Source organism: Streptomyces sp. VNUA24 (assembly GCF_029167005.1).
In the GTDB taxonomy this organism is placed as follows: domain Bacteria; phylum Actinomycetota; class Actinomycetes; order Streptomycetales; family Streptomycetaceae; genus Streptomyces; species Streptomyces scabiei.
Genome location: NZ_CP119143.1, coordinates 6,424,941 through 6,450,837, shown reverse-complemented (window position 1 = coordinate 6,450,837; position 25,897 = coordinate 6,424,941). Strand labels below are relative to the sequence as shown.

Annotated in this window: 19 protein-coding genes; 7 read left to right on the top strand and 12 right to left on the bottom strand. The window is 72.9% G+C overall.

Annotated elements, in window-relative coordinates:
• The first annotated feature begins 14 nt into the window (after positions 1-14).
• Positions 15-1,319, top strand: coding sequence for an ABC transporter substrate-binding protein (locus tag PYR72_RS27645; protein ID WP_275457809.1), 1,305 nt, complete (start codon positions 15-17; stop codon positions 1,317-1,319).
• 55 nt (positions 1,320-1,374) lie between these two features.
• Here PYR72_RS27645 and PYR72_RS27640 read toward each other — a convergent pair whose 3' ends face one another.
• The gene (locus tag PYR72_RS27640; RefSeq protein WP_275457808.1) at positions 1,375-3,048 is read right to left on the bottom strand and encodes a hypothetical protein; all 1,674 of its coding nucleotides are present in this window, start codon (positions 3,046-3,048) and stop codon (positions 1,375-1,377) included.
• Between the two features lie 163 nt (positions 3,049-3,211).
• The gene (locus tag PYR72_RS27635; RefSeq protein WP_275457807.1) at positions 3,212-4,594 is read right to left on the bottom strand and encodes a transcriptional regulator; all 1,383 of its coding nucleotides are present in this window, start codon (positions 4,592-4,594) and stop codon (positions 3,212-3,214) included.
• Positions 4,595-4,913: 319 nt separating this feature from the next.
• Between PYR72_RS27635 and PYR72_RS27630 the strand changes: the two genes are divergently transcribed.
• Positions 4,914-5,582: a bifunctional DNA primase/polymerase gene (locus tag PYR72_RS27630; protein ID WP_107118230.1), complete on the top strand. Its 669-nt coding sequence runs from the start codon at positions 4,914-4,916 to the stop codon at positions 5,580-5,582.
• 244 nt (positions 5,583-5,826) lie between these two features.
• On the opposite strand, the gene PYR72_RS27625 is transcribed toward PYR72_RS27630, so the two are convergent.
• From PYR72_RS27625 to PYR72_RS27615, 3 genes are all read right to left on the bottom strand, one after another.
• On the bottom strand, positions 5,827-7,098 hold the full coding sequence (locus PYR72_RS27625; protein ID WP_275456303.1) for an IS30 family transposase: 1,272 nt from the start codon (positions 7,096-7,098) through the stop codon (positions 5,827-5,829).
• A gap of 74 nt (positions 7,099-7,172) precedes the next feature.
• Positions 7,173-8,030, bottom strand: a complete 858-nt coding sequence (locus tag PYR72_RS27620) for an alpha/beta hydrolase (RefSeq protein WP_059080430.1) — start codon at positions 8,028-8,030, stop codon at positions 7,173-7,175.
• Between the two features lie 2,332 nt (positions 8,031-10,362).
• Entirely contained in the window at positions 10,363-11,055 is a 693-nt protein-coding gene (locus PYR72_RS27615; protein ID WP_013002761.1) for a metal-dependent transcriptional regulator, read from the bottom strand.
• Between the two features lie 422 nt (positions 11,056-11,477).
• On the opposite strand from PYR72_RS27615, the gene PYR72_RS27610 reads away from it, so the two are divergent.
• The 4 genes from PYR72_RS27610 (at position 11,478) to PYR72_RS27595 (ending at position 16,111) form a co-directional block, all read left to right on the top strand.
• Positions 11,478-12,239 carry an SIS domain-containing protein gene (locus PYR72_RS27610; RefSeq protein ID WP_275457806.1) on the top strand — a complete coding sequence of 254 codons (762 nt, stop codon included), beginning with the start codon at positions 11,478-11,480 and terminating at the stop codon, positions 12,237-12,239.
• 180 nt (positions 12,240-12,419) lie between these two features.
• The gene (locus tag PYR72_RS27605) at positions 12,420-13,913 is read left to right on the top strand and encodes a PAS domain-containing protein (RefSeq protein WP_275457805.1); all 1,494 of its coding nucleotides are present in this window, start codon (positions 12,420-12,422) and stop codon (positions 13,911-13,913) included.
• Between the two features lie 87 nt (positions 13,914-14,000).
• Complete coding sequence (locus PYR72_RS27600; protein WP_275457804.1) at positions 14,001-14,642, top strand: 1,4-alpha-glucan branching protein; 642 nt, start codon at positions 14,001-14,003, stop codon at positions 14,640-14,642.
• A 440-nt stretch (positions 14,643-15,082) separates the two neighbouring features.
• The gene (locus tag PYR72_RS27595) at positions 15,083-16,111 is read left to right on the top strand and encodes a 2-oxoglutarate and iron-dependent oxygenase domain-containing protein (protein ID WP_275457803.1); all 1,029 of its coding nucleotides are present in this window, start codon (positions 15,083-15,085) and stop codon (positions 16,109-16,111) included.
• A 15-nt stretch (positions 16,112-16,126) separates the two neighbouring features.
• On the opposite strand, the gene PYR72_RS27590 is transcribed toward PYR72_RS27595, so the two are convergent.
• Positions 16,127-17,230, bottom strand: coding sequence for a citrate synthase 2 (locus PYR72_RS27590; protein WP_059080423.1), 1,104 nt, complete (start codon positions 17,228-17,230; stop codon positions 16,127-16,129).
• Between the two features lie 155 nt (positions 17,231-17,385).
• Here PYR72_RS27590 and pdxH point away from each other — a divergent pair, with 155 nt between their 5' ends.
• The gene (gene pdxH, locus PYR72_RS27585; RefSeq protein WP_275460532.1) at positions 17,386-18,015 is read left to right on the top strand and encodes a pyridoxamine 5'-phosphate oxidase; all 630 of its coding nucleotides are present in this window, start codon (positions 17,386-17,388) and stop codon (positions 18,013-18,015) included.
• A gap of 7 nt (positions 18,016-18,022) precedes the next feature.
• Here the strand turns inward: pdxH and PYR72_RS27580 are convergent, their stop codons facing one another.
• The 6 genes from PYR72_RS27580 to PYR72_RS27555 all read right to left on the bottom strand — a co-directional run bounded on the left by PYR72_RS27580 (position 18,023) and on the right by PYR72_RS27555 (position 25,827).
• Positions 18,023-18,775: a TetR/AcrR family transcriptional regulator gene (locus PYR72_RS27580; RefSeq protein ID WP_275460531.1), complete on the bottom strand. Its 753-nt coding sequence runs from the start codon at positions 18,773-18,775 to the stop codon at positions 18,023-18,025.
• Positions 18,772-19,518 (bottom strand): enoyl-CoA hydratase family protein, encoded by a 747-nt coding sequence (locus PYR72_RS27575; RefSeq protein WP_275457802.1) that lies wholly within the window; start codon positions 19,516-19,518, stop codon positions 18,772-18,774. The genes PYR72_RS27580 and PYR72_RS27575 overlap by 4 nt, the downstream gene beginning before the upstream one ends.
• Entirely contained in the window at positions 19,515-21,083 is a 1,569-nt protein-coding gene (locus PYR72_RS27570; RefSeq protein ID WP_275457801.1) for a 4-coumarate--CoA ligase family protein, read from the bottom strand. The genes PYR72_RS27575 and PYR72_RS27570 overlap by 4 nt, the downstream gene beginning before the upstream one ends.
• A gap of 44 nt (positions 21,084-21,127) precedes the next feature.
• A complete protein-coding gene (locus tag PYR72_RS27565) occupies positions 21,128-22,291 on the bottom strand; it encodes an acyl-CoA dehydrogenase family protein (RefSeq protein WP_275457800.1) in 1,164 nt (387 codons plus the stop codon).
• A gap of 81 nt (positions 22,292-22,372) precedes the next feature.
• Complete coding sequence (locus PYR72_RS27560; RefSeq protein WP_275457799.1) at positions 22,373-24,223, bottom strand: biotin carboxylase N-terminal domain-containing protein; 1,851 nt, start codon at positions 24,221-24,223, stop codon at positions 22,373-22,375.
• A gap of 5 nt (positions 24,224-24,228) precedes the next feature.
• Complete coding sequence (locus PYR72_RS27555) at positions 24,229-25,827, bottom strand: carboxyl transferase domain-containing protein (RefSeq protein ID WP_275457798.1); 1,599 nt, start codon at positions 25,825-25,827, stop codon at positions 24,229-24,231.
• Between the last annotated feature and the right edge of the window lie 70 nt (positions 25,828-25,897).

Genomic DNA, 25,897 nt, shown 5'->3' with positions numbered 1-25,897 from the left:
AATCGTGCGGAGTCATGACTGGCTTCCGGGCACGACGGATCCCTCTGCTGACCCACCTCCCCCACGGGCTCGCCACACGCCTGGTCAGGGCCACCACGCTGGCGGCGTGCGCGTCGCTCGTCGCCGGGTGCGGGGTCGTCCCTGGTACCACGGGGGGTACCGGGGACGGCCCCGTCACCGTCATGACCTGGGCCCCCGAGAAGACGGCCGCCACCAACAAGCCCGGCATGCCCGCGATGGCGAAGGCGTACGCCCGCTGGGTCAACGCCAACGGCGGCATCAACGGCCGCGAGCTGAAGATCCTCACCTGCAACGACCACAACGAGACCGTGACCGCCGCGAAGTGCGCCCGCCGGGCCGCCGACGCGAACGTGGTCGCCGTCGTCGGGTCCTACAGCCAGCACGGCCGTTCCTACCTCGCCCCGCTGGAGTCCGCGGGCATCCCCTACATCGGCGGCTACGGCGTCACCGACGACGAGTTCGCCAGCGCGCTGTCCTACCCGGTCAACGGCGGCCAGGCCGCGCTGATGGCGGGCCTCGGCGAGCAGCTCGCCAAGGCGTGCGGCCCGGTCGCCCTCGTACGCCCCGACTCGATCGCCGGCGACCAGCTGCCCCTGCTGCTGGACTCGGGGCTGCGCTCCGGGGGCCACCAGGGGTCCGAGGACCAGCTGGCGGCCGAGGACGCCACCGAGTACGGCGGGCACGCGCGGGAGGCGCTGCGGCGGGCCGCCGCCGATCCGGCCGCGCGGGGGTGTGTGGTCCCGGCGCTCGGCGACCGCACCTTCACCTTCATGGACTCCTTCCGCCGGGACCGCGCGGACTTCCCGTCCGTCCGCACCGGGACCGTGCTCGGCAGCGTCGACCAGACGGTGATCGACGCCACCGGTGGCAGGTCGGGGCCGTACGAGGGGGCGTACGTCACCGGCTGGTACCCGGTGGAGACCGACAAGCGGTGGGACCGGATGAAGCGGGTGATCCGGGAGCACGCCTTCGACGACAACCGGATCGACCCGGCGGACCCGGGGGTGCAGACCACGTGGATCGCGTACACCGTCCTGCGGGCCGCCCTGGAGAAGATCGGCGACGGCGAGGTCACCGCCCAGGCGGTCCGGCACGTCCTCGACGACGGTCTGAAGGTCGGCACGGGCGGTCTCACGCCGCCCCTGCGGTGGCGCTTCGAGGACCTCATCGCCTCCGCCGGCTTCCCCCGCCTCGTCAACCCCGACGTCACCTTCCAGGTGGTCCGCAAGGGCCGGCTGGTCGCCGCCCGCCAGGACTTCGTGAACGTGGAGAAGACCCTGGTGGAGGCGGAGGGCTGAGCGGACCGGCCGGTTCGGTCCGGCGGACGGACCGCCGGCCGGCCGGGGCGCGTCGTTACAGCTGGACCGCCTGGCGCTGGGTCAGGCCGTACTTCGTGGCGATCGTGTTCCAGAGCTTCGCGGCCTTGGCCTTCTCCGCGCTGGCGGTGCCGCTGGCCACGTTGCCGGCCTGGGCCTGGCCGGTGGGGCGGGCCTGGCCCTTGCGGCAGCCCTTCTTGCCGGCGGTCTGGTCGGCCCACGCGGCGTAGTGGTCGTCGGCGGAGGCGGACGCCTGCCATGCCTTGGTGAGCGAGGCGGTGAGGGCCTCGTGGTCGGGCAGCTTGTCGACGGACAGTTCACCGAGCCGGGTGACCAGCTCGTTGCGCTGCTCGGCCGCGTCCCGCAGGTCGGTGGCGGCCTGCCCCAGGTTCGTGCAGGTCTTGATGTTCCCGACGGCCTTGATCACGCTGTTGCGGCTGTTGCCGCTGTCCGCCAGGAGCTTGTCCAGCGCGACCGCCTGCGCCTTCGCCGGGTCGGCCGGCGCCTTCGACTCCTCGGGCTCCCCGGTCGCCGCCACCGGCGTGTTGGCGCTCGGCGACTCCTTGTCCCCCGAACCGGCCATCAGCGCGCCCGCCCCGATGCCGAGCACCGCGATCCCCACCCCGACGAGCGCGATGAGCGGCGCCCGCGACTTCGTCCGGCCGCCCCCCGCGCCGCCGCTCTCCCGTCTCCCGGAGGACGACCGCCCGGCGTGACCGCCGTGGCCGCCGTGACCGCTCGGGCCCTGCGGCGGCTGCGGGGCCTGCGCGGGGTCGATCTTCGGCAACTGCTGCGTGGCCCCGGAGACACCCGCGGCCCCCGCGTCACTGCGGAAGAGACTGTCGAACACGTCCGGCTGCTGCGGGGGCTGCCGGCGCTGTTGCGCCCGCTGCTGCCCCGGCGCGCCGTACGACTGTGGCGGTGCGGGTGTCTGCGCGGCGACCGGCGGTATGAACTGCGTCGGCTGGGCGTCCGGATTCCCGCCGGGCATCGCGTGCGGGGGCTGTCCGGGGTGGCCGGCGGGCGGCATCGGCCCGGCGCCGTGGTCCGGGACCCGCCCGAGGTACGCCGTCGCGTCGGCCGACGCCTCGGGGGGCAGCGCGCCCGGCCCGACCGGCGGCAGGAACTGCGTGGCGGCCTCCGCGGCGGGCGGGTGCGCGGCCACCGGCGGTATGTACTGCGTGGCCCCTTCGTCCATCGGCAGGGCGCCGGCGGCCGGCACGGGCGGCAGGAACTGGGTGGCCCCCTCGTCCAGGGGTGCCTGCGGCACCGCCGCCCCACCGGCGACCGGCGGCAGGGGCGCGCCCGAGCCCACCCCGCCGTAGCCCCCGAGGCCGTACGTCTGCCCCTGGGGGCCCTCGGGCGGCAGCGGCGTCCCGCCCTGGGCGCCGTACGCGGCCTCGGTGCCGTACGCGGCCTGGGCGCCGTACGTGTCGTACGCGCCCTGGCTCCCCTGGCCGCCCCACTCCGGAGCGGCCGGCGCCGACGGCGCGCCGCTGTAGGGGGCGGCCGGCGCGGCGGCTTCCCCGGAGCCCCAGGGCTCGCGCTGGTCCCACGGCTCACGCTGGTCCCAGGGCCGGGGCGGGGCCGGCGGCAGGGGCGCCGGTGGCAGATCGCTCGGATGGAGGGGCGCCCCACCGTCCGAGGGCAGCACGATGCCTTCGCGCGCGGTACGCGCCGAGGGCTCCTCGCCCTGTCCACTCTGCGTCACCGAGACTCCTACGAATGGGGGACTTGCGGAATCGTCGGCTCACGCTACCGGTTCCGGATGACGGCCCTTGCACCGCCCGCGCCCCCGACGGGGGGCCGAAGCCCTCCGCCGGGGCGCGGGAAACCGCGCGAGCGAGCCGTCCCAGTACCCCCTCCGCGGCGCTCTACGCCGCCTGCAGGTCCATCCGCGCCCCGAACTCCCTGACCACCGCCTCCTCCCGGAACGGCTCCAGCCGCTGCTGGAACTCGTCCAGGTACTCGGCCCCGCGGTTCGAGCGCAGCGACCCCAGCAGTTCCACGGCCTTCGTCCCCGTGTGGCAGGCCTGTTCGATCTCCCGCTGCTGCACCTGCGCCGTGGCGAGGAGCACATAGCCGATCGCCCGCCGCCGGGCCCGTGACTCCGGATGTCTGGCCAGCGACTCCTCGGCCCGCCGGGCCGCCGCCTCGGCCTGCCCCAGATCCCGGTGGCAGTGCGCCAACTCGTCGGCGAGATACGCCTCGTCGAAGTGCCTGATCCACACCGGGTCGTCCCCGGCCGAGGGGTCCGCGCCCTCCAGTGCCTCGACGGCCCGCCCCGCCGCGGCCTGCGCGGCGCGCGCGTCGCCCATCAGCGCGTGCCCGCGCGCCTCCGCGGCGTGGAACATCGACTCCGCGCGCGGAGTGGCCCGCCCCCGCGCCCCCTCCTGCGCCGCGCGCGCCAACTGCGCGATCTCCCGCGGGTTTCCGAGCTGCGCGGCGAGGTGGCTCATGGACGCGGCCAGGACGTACCCGCCGTAGGCCCGGTCGCCGGCGGCCTGGGCGAGGCGGAGCGCCTGGATGTAGTACCGCTGGGCGAGGCCGGGTTGCCCGGTGTCGACCGCCATGTACCCGGCGAGTTCGGTCAGTCGGGCGACCGCGGCGAACAACTCCCTCCCCACCGCCTCCCGGTAGGAGCCGGCGAGCAGCCCCGAGACGACGCTGTTCAGATAGTGCACGACGACCGGCCGTACGTGCCCGCTGCCGTACTGGTGGTCGAGGTCGACGAGCGCCTGTGTCATCGCGCGCACGGCGTCCACGTCGGCCGACCCCACGCGGGGTCCCGCCGTGCGGGCGACCTGGGCGTCCGGTGCGGAGATCAGCCAGTCCCGGCTGGGCTCGACGAGCGCGGAGGCGGCGACGGACGAGCCGGAGAGGAAGTCCCGCCGCCCCACGTCACTGCGCCACAGCTCGCAGACCTGCTCGATCGCCCCGAGCACCGTCGGCGAGAACTGCAGACCGACCCCGGACGCGAGGTTCTTGCCGTTGGCCATGCCGATCTCGTCGATCGTGACCGTCCGGCCCAGTTTGCGGCCGAGGGCCTCGGCGATGATCGCGGGCGCCCGGCCCCTCGGCTGCTGTCCCCGCAGCCAGCGGGCCACGGACGTCTTGTCGTAACGGAGATCCAGGCCGTGCTCCGCGCCGCACATGTTGACCCGCCGGGCCAGTCCCGCGTTGGAACAGCCCGCTTCCTGGATGAGCGCCTGCAGTCGTTCGTTCGGCTGCCTGGCGACGAGCGGCCTTGCGGCCATGGCGTACCCCCTGTGGCTGTGGTGCCTTGCCCACGCACCGAGTTGACGTGTCCTCAGTGGCCGATTCCTCTCGCATACGTGTACCCATCTGGCGAAAGGATCCGGCCTCGAAGATCAATGCCCCGCCGACATACCGAAGATGCGAGACATACCTGGATTGCCGGGGTAAACACGGATGCTGTACCCCACACGTGGCTACCCGGCTCACTTCGTGATCCCGCCCGCGCGCCCCCGCCCGTGCGCCGATGCGCCCCGGGCCGATCGGCGATGCTCTCCCCCGCGCATGTGACTTCCGTAACCCCTGATGACCGCTAGAGTTGTGTTCATCGTGGAAGAGACCATCGCGGGCCCTGAAGCTGCCCATATCCCGAAGCAGCGCGGCGAATCGCTGCTGGACACCGCCGTTCGATACGCCGAAGAGCGTCACTGGGACGTGTTCCCCGGTACGTGGCTGGAAGCCGTCGACGGGGTGCAGCACTGCTCCTGTGGCAACACGGTGTGCGCCACCCCCGGCGCGCACCCGGCGCGCGAGGACTGGGCGACCCAGGCGACCGGCAGTGCGACCGTCGCACGCCGTCTGTGGTCGAAGCAGCCCACCGCGTCGATCCTGCTGCCGACCGGCCACACGTTCGACACGATCGACGTTCCCGAGACGGCCGGACTGCTGGCGCTGGCCCGCATGGAGCGCATGGAGCTGACACTCGGCCCGGTGACCTGGACGCCGGACCGCCGGATGCACTTCTTCGTGCTGCCCGGTGCCTCCGTCAAGGTCCCCGATCTCGTACGGAAGTTGGGCTGGTCGCCGCTGGCGCTCGACCTCAAGGCGCTGGGCGAGGGCGAGTACGTGGCGGCTCCGCCGACGCGGTACGGGTCGCGGGGGGCCGTGCAGTGGGCCCGGCGCCCCACGCCGGCGAACCGGTGGCTGCCGGACGCGGAGGAACTGATCTCGCCGCTCGCCTACGCGTGCGGCAGGGACGGACGTCGCTGACTCTCCACGCCGACGGTGAGGTGCGGGGCGTGACGACCGCCTTCGGGATCGACGCGGGGAGCAAGGGCACGCCCACCGCGGACAGTTGAGGCTTCCGGGAGCCATATGGCTTGCGTGAGAACCCTGTTGGGTCACCCGCTGGGTCACCTGTCGGGTCACCTGTCGGGTCACCACTACAACGACGAGGAAGGGCCCCGGAGCGATGGCGAATTCCAGGGGTCGTTGCAACACCGCGGTGAGTTGATCAAGCCGCGAGCAGTTTAGACAGACGCTCGGCTGGGGTTTCCCAGCCGAGCGTTTTGCGTGGGCGGCTGTTGAGTTCGGCGGCGACGGCGTCCAGGTCCTCGCGGGTGTGGACGGACAGGTCGGTGCCCTTGGGGAAGTACTGCCTCAGCAGGCCGTTGGTGTTCTCGTTGGAGCCGCGTTGCCAGGGGCTGGCCGGGTCGCAGAAGTAGACCGGGACGTCGGTGGTGACGGTGAAGTTGTGGTGGTAGGCCATCTCCGTGCCCTGGTCCCAGGTCAGAGATCGTTTCAGGTGGGGTGGGAGGGTCTGGACGGTGTCGACCAGCGCGGTGCGGACGGCGGCGGCGCTGTGGCCGTGGGGAAGGTGGAGGAGCATCAGGTAGCGGGTGCTGCGTTCGACCAGGGTGGCGATGGCGGAGCGGGTGTTGGCGCCGATGATGAGGTCGCCTTCCCAGTGGCCGGGAACGGCGCGGTCGGCGGCTTCGGCGGGCCGTTCGCTGATCATGACCATCGGGTGCGGGAACCGCTGCCTGCGGCTCGCAGCCTGACGGCGGGGCCGTCGCATGGCGCGTCCGGTCCGCAGGGCTCGTGTCAGTTCCCGCTTCAGCTCACCGCGGCTCTGGACGTAGAGGGCCTGGTAGATCGTCTCGTGGACCACGTGCATCTCCGGCCGGTCGGGAAAGCGCCTGCGCAGAGCGTGGCAGATCTGCTCCGGACTCCACCGTTTGGTGAGGTGGTCCTGGATGAAGTCCCGCAGCTCGGGGTTCTGCCCGATCTTGCCGGGCTTGGGACGGGGGCGTCGCCGTTCGGCGCGACGGTGGGCGTGGAATGGCTGGTAGGCCCAGCCGCCCCTGGGCATGGGCCGCCGGTTGCGGCGTATCTCCCGGCTGATGGTGGAGGGGCTGCGGCCCAGCTCGGCCGCGATCGTGCGGATGGACGCCTTCTCCCGCAGCCGGTCGGCGAGGTGGATGCGCTCGGCCTCGCCCAGGTACCGGGACGGGCCAGCCGCTTCGGGCTCTGCCGCCGATCGGGCAGGCACCTCATGGGGCTCCCACGGAATCCCGGTGTCGGCGATGGGCGCGTACGCCCTCTTCTTCCCGGATGCCTGCCGGCCGTAACGCCATCGTGTGCCGGTGCGGCGGTTGATGCCGACGATCCGGCAGGCTTCCGTGTTGCTTATCCCAAGATCCACAAGCCGAAGGTATTCCTCCCGCTCCCGGACCAGAGGCTTGGCGCCGTAGTTGCCCCGTTCCTCACGAACCTCGAAGTCCATCGCACCCCTTGAACTGGGGTGTTGCGACGACCACTAGAACCCGGGGATACGGGGCCCTTTCGCTTCGTCCGGGGTCAGTCCGCGAAGCCGTCCAGGAACGGCTCTATCGCCGCGCGCCACGCGTCCGGCTGGTCGTAGTGGACGAGGTGGCCCGCGTCGGCGACCTCGGCGTACTGGCCGTGGGGCAGCACGCGGACCATCTCCTGGGACTCGGCGCGGCCCAGCTCGCCGTCGAGACCGCGGACGACGAGGGCGGGGCAGCGGACCTGGGTCAGCTCCTCCCAGTGCGCGTCGTACACCCACGTCTCACGGGTCTTCAGCATCTGCTCGGGGTCGAAGACGGGCCGCCAGCCGTCGGGGCCCTCGTGCATGACCTCGGCGTAGAACTCGCCGCGGGACGGGCTCGGGCGCTCCACCCAGGGATCGTCCTCGCCGAACCACTTGCGGACGTCGGCGAGCGTGGCGAACGGCAGCGGCCACGCCTTGAACCAGTTCTCCCACTCGCGCTGCGAGGCGGCGCCCAGCGCCGAGGCCCGCATGTCGCAGATGATCAGACCGCGCACCAGGTCCGGGCGGCGGGCGGCGAGCTGCCAGGCGGTCAGGGCGCCCATGGCGTGGCCGATGAGGACGACCGGGCCGAGGCCCAGCTGCTCGACGGCGGCCTCGGCGTCCTCGACGTAGGCCTCCCTGGTGTAGGCGGCCTGTTCCGGCTTCGCGCTCTGGCCGTGGCCGCGCTGGTCCAGTGCGACGGCGCGGTGCCGTTCGGAGAGCCAGCGGGCGGTGGGGGCCCAGTGGGAGGCGCGGCCCATGAGGCCGTGCAGTAACAGCACCCCCGGCCGGGGCTCGTGTTCGCCGGACTTGGGCGGTTCGTCGAACTCCCAGGCGGCGAGACTCACGCCGTCCGCTCCCGTCACGTCGATACGCCGCACCATTGGCACCCCCCAGACTCCCGCCCGGACCGCTCGCTCCCGCCTCGTGTACCCATTTCGAGCCGGTCGGTCCACTCGTCCCACCTGCTGTCGTTCCGCTGTTCCGCTGCTGCCCTTGCCGCTGCCCTTACTGCTTCCCCGCCGCATCCGCCGTCGCTCCCGCCGCTGTCGCCCTGTGCGCGCCGCCCGGACGACGGGCACTTGTGTTACAGCGTGCATATCGGTTGACACGTTACGTGTGGGGTGTGCGCATCAGTTATGGCACGAGTCACGCGGCGCCACGCCGCACACGTTATCGAATACACATTCGAGGATGCCGCTCCGGGCGCCAACACCCCTCATTCGAGTGACCTCCCTCAGGGATTGCCCGCCGTCGCCGAGGGGAGATCTTCAACGGGAGGCGGACCGCTCGGGGACAACGGTCCGAGGGGGATGACCCTGGGAGCTCGGGGCTCCGGGTCAGCACAGGGGAGGACAGGCCCCGGCGCCGAGTGGCGCCGGGGCCCTCCTCACGTCCACGGCACATCACGCCCTGCCCCCTCCCCTGCCACCGGAGATCCGCCGTCTCGGGCGGCCAAGAGCCCCTCAGGTCATATGCCTCACGCGCAAGCCTCGCATGCGAACGGGTTGCGCGCTGCGATTCCGCGCACTGAATCTTCGATTCACCGGCATCCCGGACGCGGACCTCTCCCGTCCACAACTCCCCCTCCAGTACCGGGAGTTGGCAGGTGATACGAACACCCGCCGACACACCCGGAACAACGACGCCCAGAAGCCGCCACGAACCGCCACCGCCGACCGAACTCGGCCGGTACACGACGCCGACGGCCGGAACCCACCGGTACGGCAGCGCGTCGGGACGGGCCCCGGGAGCCTCGGCGGCGAGGCCGCGGGGCCGTGGGGCTGGCTCACATGACGCATCGGCGGTATCGGCTGACACCGAGCCCTGAACCCGCGGCCCGCCCACCGGTCGGCACGGCCCCGGCACCGCCCACCGGGCGGCACGGCGGCGCTCGCGGCGGCGGCAGTCAATCGGTGAGCGGCAGCGGGCGCACGGGCCCAGGCATCCTCGGCAGCGAGGGCCACGGGTCGCCGCACCGGCCGGTTCGACCCCGGCACCCCCGACGGCCAGGACGGAGGACCGGCACCGCACGGCGGCGGTCGACGGTCGGGGGCGGGCGGCGCGAGCCCGGCGACACCGATCTTGAACCCGAGGTGCGCCCCACCGGGCGGCATGGTCTCGGAACCCCCGTCGACCACGGCGGCGCCCGCCGCGACGATCGACGGTCGGGGACAGCGGGGCGTGACGCGGGGCCGGCCTCTTCGGCGGCGAGGGTCGCGGGGCGCCGCCACGTGTTACGTGCCGGGCACCGGCCCGCGCCGGGCCGGACCCGCGGTGCGCCCCACCGGTCGGTACGGTCCCGGGACCGTACCGACGGTCAGGGCGGAGGACCGTCGCACGTCGGCGCGGCGGTATCGGCCGACGTCAGCGGCCGGGATCGGCCAGTGCGGGGGACGCGCCCCTCGGAGGCGCGCATCGGGTGGACAGCGCGTCGGTGGGGGCGCGGCGGCGCGCGTGCACCGAGGACGGGAGCCGCCCGTGCTCGGTACCGGTCCCGGCGCCCCCTTCGACCAGGGACGGAAGAAGGCTGAGGCGCGCGGGCGCAGGCCGGGGTGTGCGGCGTGGGGGGGGCGTGGGCCCCTGCCCCGGCACCCGTCGGCGGCGGGGCGCGGCGGCGCGCGTGCGCCGAGGACGGGAGCCGCCGGCGCTCGGTACCAGTCCCGGCGTCCTCTTCGGCCAGGAACGGAAGAAGGCTGACGGCGCGCGGGGGCAGGCCGGGGTGTGGGGCGTCGATGGCGCGGGGCCCCTGCCCCGGCACCCGTCGGCGGGGAGCGGCGGCGCGCGTGCGCCGAGGACCGGAACCGCCCGCGCTCGGTACCGGTCCCGGCGTCCTCTTCGACCAGGGACGGAAGAAGGCTGACGGCGCGCGGGCGCAGGCCGGGGTGTGCGGCGTCGATGGCGCGGGGCCCTTGCCCCGGCACCCGTCGGCGGGGAGCAGCGGCGCGCGTGCGCCGAGGACGGGAGCCGCCCACGCTCGGTACCGGTCCCGGCGTCCCCTTCGGCCAGGCACGGAAGAAGGCTGAGGCGCGCGGGCGCAGGCCGGGGTGTGCGGCGTGGGGGGCGTGGGCCCCTGCCCCGGCACCCGTCGGCGGCGAGGAGCGGCGGCGCGCGTGCGCAGCCGGTGCGGCGGGGGGCCGCGCCGGTACCGGTGCGCGGGAGGGTGCCCCTACCGGCGCCGGGGCGGTAGGGGCGAGGGCGGCTTCGGGCGGGGGGTCAGCGCTTGGCGACGAACACGTGGGAGGCCACGTCCGCCTCCAGCTCCGCCGCCTCGCCGCCGCTGCCGACGAGGACACCGCCGGCCGCCTCCGTCACGCTCACCACGGAACCGGGCTGCACGCCCGCGCGGCGCAGCGTGTACATCAGCTGGGCGTCCGTCTGGATGGGCTCTCCGATCCGGCGTACGACCACGGTCTTGCCCTCGGTGCCCGGGTCCAGGTCGGCCAGCGACACCATGCCCTCGTCCAGGAAGGGATCGGCGCCGTCCTTCTCGCCCAGCTCCTCCAGACCCGGGATCGGGTTGCCGTACGGCGACTCGGTGGGGTGGCGCAGCAGCTCCAGGACGCGGCGCTCGACCGCCTCGCTCATCACGTGCTCCCAGCGGCACGCCTCCGCGTGCACCTGTTCCCACTCCAGGCCGATCACGTCGACGAGCAGACACTCCGCGAGGCGGTGCTTGCGCATCACACGCGTGGCCAGCCGGCGCCCCTCCTCGGTCAGCTCCAGGTGACGGTCCGCGGCGACGCCCACCAGGCCGTCGCGCTCCATGCGCGCGACCGTCTGGCTCACCGTCGGGCCACTCTGGTCGAGCCGCTCGGCGATCCGGGCACGCATGGGGACCACACCTTCCTCCTCCAGCTCGAGGATGGTGCGGAGATACATCTCCGTCGTATCGATCAGTCCGGACATACGTGCCCCTCGATGAGATCCAGCCGGAGGCTTCGACGGCCATACCGGCTTGCTGCGACTTGCTGCGCTGGCCCTGGACCCAATTCTTACGCATCCGACCGACAACCGGGTGGTGCCGGGGGAACGACGGCGGTATGACTCGCGTCGGGTGGCCGATTTGTGACCCGACGCCCCTTTCCGGCGGACGACGAACCACTCGGGCGGTTCCGGGACGGGCGGCTGCGACTCCGGGACGGACTGGCCGCGGTCCCGGGACGGGCGGCTGCGGTCCGAGGGCGGGCGCGGATCGCACACAGCCGGTCGGCACCGCTCGCCCGCAGCCATATTGACACCCCACTGGTCCAGACCTTTAACGTGATCCGCGACACTCGGGACTCGCGACTCGGGACTCGGGAAACGACAGAAGGCGAAGGGGTCGGCGCATGGGGCTGGACGGCGGCACGGCGGGTGGGCGGTTCCTCGACGCGGCGATCGGGCTGCTGGAACGCGTACGGGACGAGGAGGCCGAGGCGGTCGTCGCGGCCGGCGAACTGATCGCGGACACCGTCGCCGACGGCGGCCGCCTCTTCGCGTTCGGAGCCGGCCACTCCTCTCTCGCCGCCCAGGACCTCGTCTACCGGGCCGGCGGCCTCGCCCTGATGAACCTGCTGGCCGTCCCCGGCACGCTCGGCGTCGACGTGCTGCCCGCGACGCTCGGCTCCGCACTGGAACGGGTCGACGGACTGGCGACCGCCGTGCTCGACAACAGCCCCCTGCGCACCGGCGACCTGCTGGTCGTGATCTCCCTCTCCGGCCGCAACGCCCTGCCCGTGGAGATGGCGGCGCACGCCCGGGAACGCGGGGTGAAGGTCATCGGCCTCACCTCCGTCGCATACGCCACGGCGACGACCTCACGCCACTCCTCCGGCACCTTCCTCAAGGACCACTGCGACCTCGTCCTCGACTCGAAGATCGCGGTCGGCGACGCCGAACTCACCCTCGACACCATCCCCGCCCCCTTCGCCCCGGCCTCCACCGTCGTCACCTCCGCCCTCCTCCAGTCGGTCATGGCCACCGCCGCCGCCTCCCTCGCGGACCGGGGCATCGAGCCGCCCCTGCTCCGCTCCGGGAACGTCGACGGCGGTCTCGACTGGAACGACCGGATCATGCGGGAGTACGGAGATCGCATCTTCTACCTGCGCTGACTGAGCAACCGGGTTCGTGGGAACGTTGAGAAGGGTGAGGAGGAAATCCCGCGAACAACGATTTCGTCCAAATCTTGCGTGAACCAGATGTGGGCTGGGTCACGTTCGAGTTGAATGATGGCCAGTGAGCGAACCGACGCGCCGTACACGCGGACGTAACGCAGCCTGCAGGGGGTTCAGGTGAGTGCTTCCCGGCGTCGTGGGACCACCGACGAGCTCGGACCCGACGAGCCCGAGCGGAACGGTCCGACGGACGAGAACGCGAAGGACGCCAAGGACACCGACGCCGAGGGCACCGACGGCTCGGTGGACGGCGAGGACACCGACGGCACCGGAAGGACGGACTCCGGTGGCTCGGACCTTCTCGCCGCCCTGCTGGACGGGATGGACGCCGCCCTCTGCGCCTTCGACGCCGACGGCGTCGTCACCCACTGGAACCGCGAGGCCGAACGCATCCTGGGCTGGAGCGCCGAGGAGGCGGTGGGCCGCCGCGGCTTCGCCGGATGGGCCGTACGGACCGCCGACGCCGAGGAGATCGAGGGGCGGCTGATGGCCGCCATGCACGCCGCCGGCCGGCAGGTCCACGAGTTCGCCCTGGTCACCAAGGACGGCGGACGCGTCCTCGTACGCACCCAGTCCGCCGCCGTACGCGGACCCGACGGCAAGCCCGCCGGCCTGTACTGCGCCTTCAGCGAGGTCCACGCGCAGATCGACCTCGAACGGTCCATCGCCCTCAGCGAGGCCCTCTTCGAGGACGCGTCCTGGGGTGTCGTCCTCGTCGACGCCGACCTGCGCCCCGCCGTCGTCAACGCCCACGCGGCCCGCTCACTCGGCATCGGCCGCACCTCCGTCCTCGGCCGCCCCCTCGGCGAACTCCTCGCCCAGGGCGTCGAGGAACTGGAGAGTGCCCTCACCCACGTCCTCGCCGAGGGCGCCCCGCCCGCGCCCGCCGAGATCTGGGTGGGCGTGCGCACCCCCGAGGGCGAGAAGCGCCGGTGCTGGCGCAGCGGCTTCCTGCGGCTCGCCTCACCACTGGCCGAGGAACCGGTTCCCCTCGGCGTCGGCTGGCTCTTCCAGGACATCACCGAGTCCAAACAGGGCGAACAGGAAGCCGCGCAGCTCCGCTTCCGCGTCAACCAGCTGCACCGGGCCGCGCGCGCCGCCGCCGAGTGCGAGGACCCCGGCGAGGCCGCCACCGTCCACCTCGACTTCGCCCTCGCCGGCTTCGCCGACCACGCCCTCATCGACCGGGTCTCCGGCGGCTCCCTCACCGACGGCGAAGGCCCCGCCCGCCTCGTGCGCGCCGCCGCCACCCCCTCCGGCCGGCCCGGCCCCAGCCACCTCGCCGGCCACGCCGGCATCCCGGTCCGCTACGGCCCCGGCCACCCGGCCCTGCAGTGCGTCGACCGGGCCGGCTCGGTCCGCGCCAGCGCCGGTACGGCCACCCCGGAAGCGGCCCGCGAATGGGCCACCGGACGCCAGTGGCCCCCGGACACCGTCCACGCCCTCTGCGCGGTCCTGCGCAGCCGGGGCCGCACCCTCGGCGTGGTCACCTTCCTGCGCACCGCAGGCCGCACCCCCTTCGAACGCTCCGACGCGACCTACGCCGAGGGAGTCGCCCTGCGCATCGCCTCGGCCCTGGACCTCGAAGCCCTGGAGAGGTCGTCGCAGTAGGAAAGTCGCAGGAGGACGTGCGCGGGTCCCCCGACAGGCGAAGGCAAGGGCTCGCGTCCGCCGATCGTCCCGGCGGAGAATCCCCGCATGGCTGTCATCCACCACACCACCCTGAAGCCCACCAAGCTCGAACTGCTGACCTCCTGGCTGCCCACCCGCCCCTGGTACTCCGGCGGCCCGGACGCCCCGGTACTGGCCCGGGCCGGCGGCTTCCGGCTCGACGACCCCGAGGGCGAGGTCGGCATCGAGTTCATGGTCGCCACCGACACCTCCGGCCCGGCCCCGGTCCACTACCTGGTCCCCCTCACCTACCGGGGCGCCGAACTCCCCGACGCGGCCCACGCCCTCGTCGGCACCATGGACCACGGCGTCCTGGGCCCACGCTGGGCCTACGACGGCTGCCACGACCCGGTGCTGATCACCCAGCTCCTCGCCCTCGTCGAGGGCCACACCGAGCCCCAGGCCCAGAGCCTCACGGACACCCCGGACCACGAGGTCACCCGGTCCTACGAGGGGGACGGCCCCCTGCCCCCGGCCGCCTCGCCGGCCACCGACACCGCCGAGGGCACCGAACTGAAGCTCGGCCCCGGCGGCCTCGTCCTGCACCTGAACCGTGTCCTCAAGCCGGGCCCCTCCGGCCTTACGTCCTCCGTGAAGGGCCAGGTCACCGGCCATTGGACGCTGCCGGACGACACCCGGGCACACGGGGTCTTCGCCGTCCTGCGGTAATTCCTCGGCAATCCCCTCGGAAAATCACTTGAGCGTCCCCGGAGCGCTTCCTAGGGTGTGCGGTACACGAGAGAGGAGGTGGTTCGGCAGATGTATTGCAACCGGACGCGTGAGGTGGCTGCGGGCTAGCGGCCCTGCACCACACACAGTGCGGTGCCGGACCAGCACGCGTCGAGCGTGCAGCCGGCCCAATCTCAAGCAGTCACCCGACCCGCAGGCTCGCCGGTACGTCCGGCCGGCTTCTTCGCTCTTGGGCGGAGGGACCCAGAGTCTGCGGGTCGTCTGCGTTTCTTAGGGCGCAGTATGCTTTCACCATGCTTCCGATACTCGTTCGACGCCGGCACGTGGACTTCGTGCGCGTCACGAGCATGGGCTGTCGGCCTTCCGTCTGACCTCGGAACCCGGCCCCCAGCACGCTTCTCTCACCTCGGACGCATCTCATGACGAACTCAGCGACGGCATCGTCGTCCCTCCAGCTGCCCATCATCGATCTCTCCGCCGCCGATCGCGGGCCCGCGGCGCGGGCGCTGCTGCACGCGCAGCTGCACAGTGCCGCCCATGACGTGGGGTTCTTCCAGCTCGTCGGCCATGGGGTGAGCGAGGAGGAGACCCGGCGGCTCACCGGCGCCATGCGGCGGTTCTTCGCCCTGCCCGAGGCCGAGCGGCTCGCCATCGACAACGTCAACTCGCCGCATTTCCGGGGGTACACGCGCACCGGCGACGAGCGGACGGGCGGCAGCCGGGACTGGCGGGACCAGTTGGACATCGGGGCCGAGCGGGCCGCGCGTCCGCCGGGGGACGGGGAGCCCGCCTACTGGTGGCTGCAGGGGCCCAACCAGTGGCCCGACTCGCTGCCGGAGCTGCGGGAGGCCGCCCTCGCGTGGATCGACCGGCTCGGTGCCGTGGCGCAGCGGCTGCTGCGTGAGCTTCTGGTGTCCATCGGGGCGCCCGCCGATTTCTACGACCCGGTCTTCGGGGAGCGGGCGCATCCGCATCTGAAGCTGGTGCGGTACCCGGGGAGCGCGGGGGACGGTGCCGATCAGGGGGTGGGGACCCACAAGGACTACGGGTTCCTGACGCTGTTGCTGCAGGACCGGGTCGGCGGGTTGCAGGTGGAGCGTGCGGACGGGCTGTTCCACGACGTGCCGCCGCTGCCGGGGGCGTTCGTGGTCAATCTCGGGGAGCTGCTGGAGGTGGCGACGAACGGCTATCTGCTCGCGACCCGGCACCGGGTCGTGAGTCCGGCCGGGGCGACCGAGCGGTTCTCGGTGCCGTTCTTCTACAACCCCCGGCTCGACGCGCGGGTCGAGCCGCTCGTCTTCCCGTACGCGTCCGTCGCGCCCGGGGTGACCGACGATCCGGGCAATCCGCTGTTCGCGGAGTACGGGTTCAACGAGCTGAAGGGGAAGCTGCGGGCGCACCCGCTGGTCGCGGAGCGGCATCACGCGGGGCTGCTCAGCCCCGCGTGACGGTACGCCCGTGTTCTAGTGCGCGGCGATGTCGGCGTAGCCCGCGATCTCCTGGGGGCTGCGGGCGCCCGGTCCCACGTAGCGGGCGGAAGGGCGGACGAGGCGGCCGGTGCGCTTCTGTTCGAGGATGTGCGCGGACCAGCCGGCGGTGCGGGCGCAGGTGAACATCGACGTGAACATGTGGGCCGGGACCTCGGCGAAGTCGAGGACGATCGCGGCCCAGAACTCGACGTTCGTGGCGAGGACCCGGTCGGGGCGGCGGGCGTGGAGTTCGGCGAGGGCGGCCTTCTCCAGGGCCTCGGCGACCTCGAAGCGGGGGGCGCCGAGGTCACGGGCGGTGCGGCGCAGGACGCGGGCGCGGGGGTCCTCGGCGCGGTAGACGCGGTGGCCGAAGCCCATGAGGCGTTCGCCCTTGTCGAGGGCCTGTTTGACGTAGGCGTCGGCGTCGCCGGTGCGTTCGATCTCCTCGATCATGCCGAGGACGCGGGAGGGGGCGCCGCCGTGCAGGGGGCCGGACATGGCGCCCACGGCTCCGGAGAGGGCCGCCGCGACGTCGGCGCCGGTGGAGGCGATGACGCGGGCGGTGAAGGTGGAGGCGTTCATGCCGTGCTCGGCCGCGGAGGTCCAGTAGGCGTCGACGGCCGCGACGTGCTTGGGGTCGGGTTCGCCGCGCCAGCGGATCATGAAGCGTTCGACGACGGACTGGGCCTTGTCGATCTCGCGCTGCGGGACCATGGGATGGCCCTGGCCGCGGGCGGACTGGGCGACGTAGGAGAGGGCCATGACGGCGGCGCGGGCGAGGTCGGCGCGGGCCTGTTCCTCGTCGATGTCCAGGAGGGGTTTGAGGCCCCAGACCGGGGCGAGCATGGCCAGCGCGGACTGGACGTCGACGCGGATGTCGCCGGAGTGGACGGGGATGGGGAACGGCTCGGCGGGCGGCAGGCCGGGGCGGAAGGCGCCGTCGACGAGCAGGCCCCAGACGTTGCCGAAGGAGACGTGGCCGACCAGGTCCTCGATGTCGACGCCGCGGTAGCGGAGCGCGCCGCCCTCCTTGTCCGGTTCGGCGATCTCCGTCTCGAACGCGACGACTCCTTCGAGCCCGGGTACGAAGTCGGACATCAGGCGGCTCCTCTTGATGTGTGCGACAGGGGGTTCCAAAACCATACGCCTGAGTGCCAGGTTTGGGGAGTGTCTGCGGCACTCAGTGCCACTTCTCTTCCGATGAACCGTCGATACGGCAGGATGACCATGTGAACGATCACGACCCCGCTGTCATGCGCAAGCAGTACCGCGCGGACGGTCTCGACGAGAGCGAGCTGGCCGGCGACCCGATGGAGCAGTTCGCGCGGTGGTTCGGGCAGGCCGCGCGGGAGGGCGCGGTGTTCGAGCCGAACGCCATGGTCGTGTCGACGGCGGACGCCGAGGGGCGCCCGAGTTCCCGTACGGTGCTGATGAAGGCGTACGACGCGCGCGGCTTCGTCTTCTACACGAACTACGGCTCCCGCAAGGCCCGTGACCTGGACGAGAACCCGTATGTCTCGCTGCTCTTCCCCTGGCACGGGATCGCCCGGCAGGTGATCGTGACGGGGACCGCGCTGCGGACCGGGCGGGACGAGACGGCGGCGTACTTCCGGACCCGGCCGCATGGTTCGCAGCTGGGGGCGTGGGCCAGCGCGCAGTCCACGGTGATCTCCTCGCGGGCCGAGCTGGACGCCGCGTACGAGGAGTTGCACGCCCGCTATCCGGAGGGCGAGCAGGTTCCGGTGCCGCCGGACTGGGGCGGTTTCCGGGTGACGCCGCGGACGGTGGAGTTCTGGCAGGGGCGGGGGAACCGGCTGCACGACCGGCTGCGGTACGCGGCGGAGGCGGACGGGTCGTGGCGGGTGGAGCGGCTGAGTCCGTAGGGCCCGGTCACCGGGGCGGCTTCGGGGCCCCTCGGTCCAGGGCCTCGTCCAGCAGGGCCGCCCACTGGGCCACCACCCTGTCCCGGCGGCCGGAGTCGTCGGTGAGGAGGTTGGCGAGGCCGAGGCCGCGGGCCATGTCGAGGAGGCCCTGCACGGTTTCGCGGACGCCGGGGACGGTCTCGTCGGCGCGCAGCAGCTCGACGGCGATGCGGTGGGTCTCGCGGCCGACCCGGGCTTCGAGTTCGGTGACGCGGCAGCGGAGCTGCTCCTCGTCGGAGGCGGCGACCCAGAGGTGGAGGGCGGCCCGGAAGAGGGGGCCGGTGAAGAGGTCCACGACGGCGGCGACGACGGCCCGGCGGTCGGTGGTGCCCTCGGGGAAGAGGGCGCGCAGGGCGAGGGAGCGTTCCTCGGCGACGTATTCGACGGCGGCGGTGAACAGGTCCTCGCGGGTGCGGAAGTGGTGCTGGGCGGCGCCCCGGGAGACGCCGGCGCGTTCGGCGACGACGGAGACGGTGGAGCCGGCCCAGCCGTGTTCGGCGAGGCAGGACACGGCGGCTTCCAGCAGCCGTTTGCGGGTGACCCGGCTGCGGTCCTGCTTGGGTCCCCGGTCCGCCACCGGGGACGAGCCGGTGCCGGTGCCGGTGCCGGTACCCGTATCGGTCTCGGCGTCGACCTCGACCTCGGTCTCGGCCTCGGTCTCGGCCTCGGTCCCGGTCTCGGTCTCGGTCTCGGTCTCGTCGGAGGCGCCCACGGCGCTCACAGCACCCATCCCGGTTCCCGTCTTTCGAGGAAGGCCGTCATGCCCTCGCGGGCGTCGGCGGAGGCGAACAGCCGGGACGAGAGCCGGGTCAGTTCGCCCGCGTCCTGGTCGAAGTTCTCCAGCACCTTAGCCGTGAGCAGGTGTTTCGTCTCCGCCAGGGCCCTCGGTGAGGCCCGGCGCAGTCCGTCGAGGACGGGTGCGAGCACGTCGTCGACGTCGGCGCCGGTGTCGGTGATCAGCCCGATGCGGGCGGCTTCGGCGGGGCCGAAGCGCTCGCCGGTGAGGTAGTAGCGCGCGAGGGCGCGCGGGTCGGTGCGGGGGCGCAGGGTGAGGGAGATGACGGCGGGCGCGACCCCGATGCGTACCTCGGTGAGGGCGAAGGTGGCCTCGGGTCCGGCGGCGGCGATGTCGCAGGCCCCGAGCAGGCCGAGGCCGCCCGCGCGGACGTGCCCGGTGACCCGGGCGACGACGGGCTTGGGCAGTTCCAGGAGCAGGCGCAGGAGAGCGACCAGGGCCGCCGGGTCGGGCGGGTCGCGCAGGTCGGCGCCGGCGCAGAAGGTGCTGCCGGTGTGGGTGAGGACGACGGCTCGTACGGTGTCGTCCTTGCCGCACCCGTCGAGGGCGTCGCGGAGTCCGGCGACGAGGGCGGCCGAGAGCGCGTTGCGGTTGGCCGGGGAGTCGAGGGTGAGGGTGGTGATGCCCCGGTGGTGCGTGGTGCGTACGAGGGGGTGGGGGTCGGTCACAGGCGCTCCCTGAGTTCGCGGCGGAGGATCTTCCCGGAGGTCGCGCGGGGCACGGTGTCGACGAAGGTGACGTGGCGGACGCGTTTGTAGGGGGCGACGCGTTCGGCGACGTACATCATGATCTCGTTCTCGGAGAGTTCGCGGTCCGTGGGGCGGCGGACGACGAAGGCGTGCGGGACCTCGTTGCCGTTGTCGTCGTAGTGGCCGATGACGGCGGCGTCGGCGATGCCGGGGTGGGTGACGAGGAGTGCTTCGAGTTCGGCGGGGGCGACCTGGAAGCCCTTGTACTTGATCAGTTCCTTGACGCGGTCGACGACGTGGAGCCAGCCGTCGGCGTCGGTGTGGCCGATGTCGCCGGTGGAGAGCCAGCCGTCGGCGTCGATCATGTCGGCGGTGGCCTCGGGGCGGCCCAGGTAGCCCTTCATCACCTGGGGGCCCCGGATGACGATCTCGCCGGGTTCGCCGGGGCCGAGGTCCTTGCCGGGGTCGTCGAGGGAGACGATCCGCATCTCGGTGCCGGCGATGAGCTTGCCGACGGTGCCGGGAGGCGCCGAGGCGGCCTGGTCGAGGGGCACGATGTGGGAGCAGGGGGAGAGTTCGGTCATGCCGTAGCCCTGGACGACCGGCGGCAGGCCGAGGCGGGCGGAGCAGGCGGCGGCCAGCGTCGCGTCCAGGGGCGCGGCGGCGGACAGGATGTGCCGGACCGAGGTGAGGTCGTGGCGCTCGGCCGCCGGGTGCTTGGCGAGGGCGAGGACGATCGGCGGGGCCACGTAGAGGTGGGTGATGCGATGGCGGGCGATCGCCGCGAGGTAGGTCTCCAGGTCGAAGCGGGGCAGGACGACGACCGTGGCGCCGCGCCGCAGCGGGGCGTTCATCAGGGCGGTGAGCCCGTAGATGTGGAAGAACGGCAGGACGGCGAGGACGCGGTCGCCGGGGCCCACCGGTATCAGGGGTTCGAGCTGGGCGAGGTTGGTGGCGATGGACCGGTGGGTGAGCATGACGCCCTTGGGGACGCCGGTGGTGCCGGAGGAGTACGGCAGGGCCGCCACGTCCGTGGCCGGGTCGAGGGCGACGGACGGTTCGGGGGCGGTGGAGGCGAGCAGGTCGATCAGCGAGCGGTGCCCGGGGGCGCTGTCGCAGACGAAGATCTCCCGTATGCCGCCGACGCGTTCGGCGGCGGCGCGGGCGGTCTCCAGGAGCGGGGAGACCGTGACGATCCAGCTCGCCCCCGAGTCCCGGAGCTGGGTGGCCAGTTCGCCGGGGGTGGCCAGCGGGTGCACGGTGGTGACCGTGGCGCCCGCGCGGGTGGCCGCGTAGAACGCCGTCGGGTAGGCGATCGTGTTGGGGCTGTGCAGGGCGAGCACGTCCCCCTTGCGGACGCCCGCCGCGGCGAAGGAGGCGGCGAGACGGCGGTGGAAGCGGTCCACCTGCTCGTAGGTGAGGGTCGTGCCGTCGACGCCGTCGATCAGCGCGGGCAGGTCGCCGAACTCGGCGGCACGGGCCAGTACGGCGTCGTGGATGGGGAGGTCGAGGGGCGGGACGTCTGCGTACTCGCTGCGGAACATGGTTCCTCCAGGGCGACCGGATGCGGGGCCCAGGCCGGTACGGCCTAGTACGACTTGGGCAGGCCCAGGGTGTGGTGGGAGACGTAGTTGAGAATCATCTCCCGGCTCACCGGCGCGATACGAGACACGCGGGCGGCCGTTATCAGCGAGGCGAGGCCGAACTCGGCCGTGAGGCCATTGCCGCCGAGGGTGTGCACGGCCTGGTCGACGGCCCGCACGCATGCCTCGCCCGCCGCGTACTTGGCCATGTTGGCGGCCTCGCCGGCACCCGCGTCGTCGCCGATGTCGTAGAGGTGGGCCGCCTTCTGCATCATCAGGCGGGCCAGTTCGAGTTCGATGTGGGACTGGGCGAGGGGGTGGGCGATCGCCTGGTGCGCGCCGATGGGCTGCCGCCAGACCGTGCGGTCGCGGGCGTACTCGACGGCCTTCGCGAGGGCGTACCGGGCCATGCCGATCGCGAAGGCGGCCGTCATGATCCGCTCGGGGTTGAGGCCGGCGAAGAGCTGGAGCAGTCCGGCGTTCTCGTCGCCGACGAGGGCGTCGGCGGGGAGCCGGATGTCGTCGAAGGTCAGCTCGAACTGCTTCTCCGCGGCCCGGAGTTCCATGTCGATGGGGCGGTACTGGAAGCCCGGGGTGTCCGTGGGGACGATGAAGAGGCAGGGCTTGAGGGTGCCGGTGCGGGCGTCCTCGGTGCGGCCGACGATGAGGACGGCGTCCGCCCGGTCGACGCCGGAGATGTAGACCTTGCGGCCGGTGAGCAGCCAGTCGCCGGTCTCGTCGCGGCGGGCCGTGGTGGTGATGCGGTGGCTGTTGGAGCCGGCGTCGGGTTCGGTGATGCCGAAGGCCATGAGACGGGTGCCGTCGGCGAAACCGGGGAGCCACGTCTGTTTCTGGGCCTCTGTGCCGAAGCGGGCGATCACCGTGCCGCAGATCGCCGGGGAGACGATCAGCATGAGGAGCGGGCAGCCCGCGGCGCCGAGTTCTTCGAGGACGATGGAGAGTTCGGCGATGCCCGCGCCTCCGCCGCCGTACGCCTCGGGGAGGTTGACGCCCAGGTAGCCGAGTTTGGCGGCCTCGGCCCAGAGTTCGTCGGGGTGGCGGCCCTCTTTGGTGGTCGTGGTGATGTAGTCGCGGCCGTAGCGTTTGCCGAGGGCGGAGACTGCGGCTCGTAGGGCTTTGTGTTCTTCGGATTCCAGCACGGGGGACATGAGGGCTCCTATGGGGGAGGGTGAGTCGGTCGCGTGGCGGCTGCAAGTGGTTCGTGGCTTGTCGCGCAGTTCCCCGCGCCCCTATCGGGGCTGCTCCTCGACCACGGCCAGAAGGGCGCCCATCTCCACCTGTTGGCCGGGTACAGCGTGCAGAGCCGTCAGGGTGCCCGTCGCCGGGGCCGTGATCTTGTGTTCCATCTTCATCGCCTCCAGCCAGAGGAGGGGTTGGCCCGCCTCCACCGCCGAGCCCGGCTTCAGGTTGTCCGCCACCCGGACGACCGTGCCCGGCATGGGGGCCAGGAGGGAGCCGGGGGCGTGGGCGGTGGTGGGGTCGGGGAAGCGTGGGAGGGCGGTGAGGGTGGTGGCGTCGACGTGGACGCGGTCGCCGTACCGTGCGACCTCGAACGTCCGCCGTACGCCGTCCACTTCGAGGACGACGCGGCAGCCGTCCGCGTGGATCACCCGGACGCCGTCCGCCTCCGGGCCGGTCCCGGTGTGCCGGTAGCGGACCTCGTGCTCCTCCCCCGCCATGACGTATCGCTTGACCTGCGGCTGGGAGGGCAGGTTGCGCCAGCCGCCGAAGCGGGGGTCGCCGTTGGCGGCGGCGTCGGCCAGGGCGGCGGCCAGTGGGGCGTACGGGTCGGGGGCGGGGCCGGTGAGGCCGGTGAGGTGGCGGTCGTAGAACCCGGTGTCCATGCGGGCCGAGGTGAACTCCGGGTGGCGCAGGGAGTTCACCAGCAGGGCCCGGTTGGTGACCGGGCCGTGGATCGTCGCCCGCTCCAGGGCGCCCGCCAGAGCGCGGACGGCCTCCGCGCGGGTGGGGGCGTGGACGACGGCCTTGGCGAGCATGGGGTCGTAGTGCACGCCGATCGTGTCGGCGTCCTCGTAGCCGGTGTCCAGGCGGACCCCGGGCACGGACAGGCGGTGCAGGGTGCCCGTCTGGGGGGCCCAGTCGCGGGCCGGGTCCTCGGCGTACAGGCGGGCCTCGATCGCGTGGCCGCGTGCGGGCGGGGGGTCGGCCGGGAGGGCGTGGCCCTCGGCGACGCGGATCTGTTCGGCGACCAGGTCGACGCCGAAGACGGCCTCCGTGACCGGGTGTTCGACCTGGAGGCGGGTGTTCATCTCCAGGAAGTGGGCGTGGCCGTCGGCGACGAGGAACTCGACCGTGCCCGCGCCGGTGTAGGAGACGGCTCGGGCGGCGCATACGGCCAGGCTGTGCAGTTCCTCGGTGAGTTCGCCGGAGAGGGCGGGGGCCGGGGCCTCCTCGACGACCTTCTGGTGGCGGCGCTGGAGGGAGCAGTCGCGGGTGCCGAGCGGCCAGATCGTGCCGTGGGTGTCGGCGAGGATCTGGACCTCGACGTGGCGGCCGTTCTCGACGTAGGGCTCGACGAAGACCTCGCCGTCGCCGAAGGCACTCGCGGCCTCGGCGCGGGCGCTCCGCAGTGCCGCGTCCAGGTCGTCGAGCCGGCGGACCACGCGCATGCCGCGTCCGCCGCCGCCCGCCGCGGCCTTCACCAGGACCGGCAGGTCGTCCTCGGTGACCTTGTGGAGAGGGGTCAGACCCATGAGTTCCTTGGCGCGGGTCTTGGAGGCCATGGCTTCGATCGCCTCGGGAGGCGGGCCGATCCAGGTGAGGCCCGCGTCGAGGACCTGGCGGGCGAAGCCGGGGTTCTCGGAGAGGAAGCCGTAGCCGGGGTGGACGGCGTCGGCGCCGGCCGCGAGGGCCGCCTTCACGACGAGGTCGCCCCGCAGGTAGGTGTCGGCGGGGGCCGCGCCCGGCAGGCGTACGGCGGTGTCGGCCGAGCGTGTGTGCAGGGCGGTCTCGTCGGCGTCGGAGTGCACGGCGACCGTACGGATGCCCAGGTCACGGCAGGTGCGGAAGATCCGGCAGGCGATCTCGCCCCGGTTGGCCACCAGGAGGGAAGTAATCATGGGCCTCACATCCGGAAGACGCCGAAGCCACCGCGCGCGCCCTCGTAGGGCGCGGTGTGGATCGCGGACAGGCACAGGCCGAGCACGGTACGGGTGTCGCGGGGGTCGATGACCCCGTCGTCGTACAGCCGCCCGGACAGGAACATCGGCAGGGACTCGGACTCGATCTGCTGCTCCACCATGGCGCGCAGCGCGGCGTCCGCGTCCTCGTCGTAGGGCTGCCCCTTGGCCGTGGCCGACTGGCGGGCCACGATCGACAGGACGCCGGCGAGCTGCTGCGGGCCCATGACCGCCGACTTGGCGCTGGGCCAGGCGAAGAGGAAGCGGGGGTCGTAGGCGCGCCCGCACATGCCGTAGTGGCCGGCGCCGTAGGAGGCGCCCATCAGGACGGACAGGTGGGGCACGCGGCTGTTGCTCACCGCGTTGATCATCATGGCGCCGTGCTTGATGATGCCGCCCTGCTCGTACTCCCTGCCGACCATGTAGCCGGTGGTGTTGTGCAGGAAGAGGAGGGGGATGTCGCGCTGGTTGGCGAGCTGGATGAACTGGGCCGCCTTCTGCGACTCCTCGCTGAAGAGGACCCCGCGGGCGTTGGCGAGGACGCCGACCGGGTAGCCGTGCAGCGCGGCCCAGCCGGTGACGAGGCTGGTGCCGTAGAGGGGCTTGAACTCGTCGAAGTCGGAGGCGTCCACGATCCGGGCGATGACCTCGCGGGGGTCGAAGGGCGTACGGAGATCGCCGGGGACGATCCCGAGCAGTTCCTCCGGGTCGTACTTCGGCGGGGCGGCCGGGGCCGGATCGGCGTACGCCTTGCGGTGGTTGAGGCGGGCGACGACCCGGCGGGCCTGGCGCAGGGCGTCCTGCTCGTCGACGGCGAAGTGGTCGGCGAGGCCCGAGGTGCGGGCGTGCATCTCGGCGCCGCCCAGCGACTCGTCGTCGCTCTCCTCGCCGGTGGCCATCTTGACCAGCGGCGGGCCGCCGAGGAACACCTTCGCCCGCTCCTTGACCATGATCACGTGGTCGGACATCCCGGGGACGTAGGCGCCGCCGGCGGTGGAGTTGCCGAAGACGACGGCGACGGTGGGGATGCCGGCGGCGGACAGCCGGGTGAGGTCGCGGAAGATCGCGCCCCCGGGGATGAAGATCTCCTTCTGGGAGGGGAGGTCGGCCCCGCCGGACTCCACCAGGCTGATGCAGGGCAGGCGGTTGGCGAGGGCGATGTCGTTGGCCCGGAGCGCCTTCTTCAGGCTCCACGGGTTGCTCGCGCCGCCGCGCACGGTCGGGTCGTTGGCGGTGATCAGGCACTCGACGCCCTCGACGACGCCGATACCGGTGACGAGGGAGGCGCCGACCGCGTACTCGCTGCCCCAGGCCGCGAGCGGGGACAGCTCCAGGAAGGGGGTGTCCGGGTCGAGGAGCAGTTCGATGCGTTCACGGGCGAGCAGCTTGCCGCGCCCGCGGTGCCGGGCGGTGTACTTCTCGCCGCCCCCCGCGAGGGCCTTGGCGTGCTCGACGTCGAGGGCGGCGAGCCGGGCGAGCATGGCCTCGCGGTTCGCGGCGTGCTCGGGGGCGCCCGGGTCGAGGGCGGAGCTGAGGACGGTCACGGGTGTACCTCCGCGGGGTCCGGGCGGTCGTCGGCGGGTGGGCGCGGGAGGGACTCCGGGCGGTCGGCGG

Excerpts from the sequence above, each read along its gene's own strand:
- PYR72_RS27565 (WP_275457800.1), bottom strand. The coding sequence starts at position 22,291 with ATGTCCCCCGTGCTGGAATCCGAAGAACACAAAGCCCTACGAGCCGCA.
- PYR72_RS27625 (WP_275456303.1), bottom strand. The coding sequence starts at position 7,098 with ATGGACTTCGAGGTTCGTGAGGAACGGGGCAACTACGGCGCCAAGCCT.
- PYR72_RS27635 (WP_275457807.1), bottom strand. The coding sequence starts at position 4,594 with ATGGCCGCAAGGCCGCTCGTCGCCAGGCAGCCGAACGAACGACTGCAG.
- pdxH (WP_275460532.1), top strand. The coding sequence starts at position 17,386 with ATGCGCAAGCAGTACCGCGCGGACGGTCTCGACGAGAGCGAGCTGGCC.
- PYR72_RS27560 (WP_275457799.1), bottom strand. The coding sequence starts at position 24,223 with ATGATTACTTCCCTCCTGGTGGCCAACCGGGGCGAGATCGCCTGCCGG.
- PYR72_RS27600 (WP_275457804.1), top strand. The coding sequence starts at position 14,001 with ATGGCTGTCATCCACCACACCACCCTGAAGCCCACCAAGCTCGAACTG.
- PYR72_RS27645 (WP_275457809.1), top strand. The coding sequence starts at position 15 with ATGACTGGCTTCCGGGCACGACGGATCCCTCTGCTGACCCACCTCCCC.
- PYR72_RS27615 (WP_013002761.1), bottom strand. The coding sequence starts at position 11,055 with ATGTCCGGACTGATCGATACGACGGAGATGTATCTCCGCACCATCCTC.
- PYR72_RS27610 (WP_275457806.1), top strand. The coding sequence starts at position 11,478 with ATGGGGCTGGACGGCGGCACGGCGGGTGGGCGGTTCCTCGACGCGGCG.
- PYR72_RS27620 (WP_059080430.1), bottom strand. The coding sequence starts at position 8,030 with ATGGTGCGGCGTATCGACGTGACGGGAGCGGACGGCGTGAGTCTCGCC.
- PYR72_RS27590 (WP_059080423.1), bottom strand. The coding sequence starts at position 17,230 with ATGTCCGACTTCGTACCCGGGCTCGAAGGAGTCGTCGCGTTCGAGACG.
- PYR72_RS27570 (WP_275457801.1), bottom strand. The coding sequence starts at position 21,083 with ATGTTCCGCAGCGAGTACGCAGACGTCCCGCCCCTCGACCTCCCCATC.
- PYR72_RS27595 (WP_275457803.1), top strand. The coding sequence starts at position 15,083 with ATGACGAACTCAGCGACGGCATCGTCGTCCCTCCAGCTGCCCATCATC.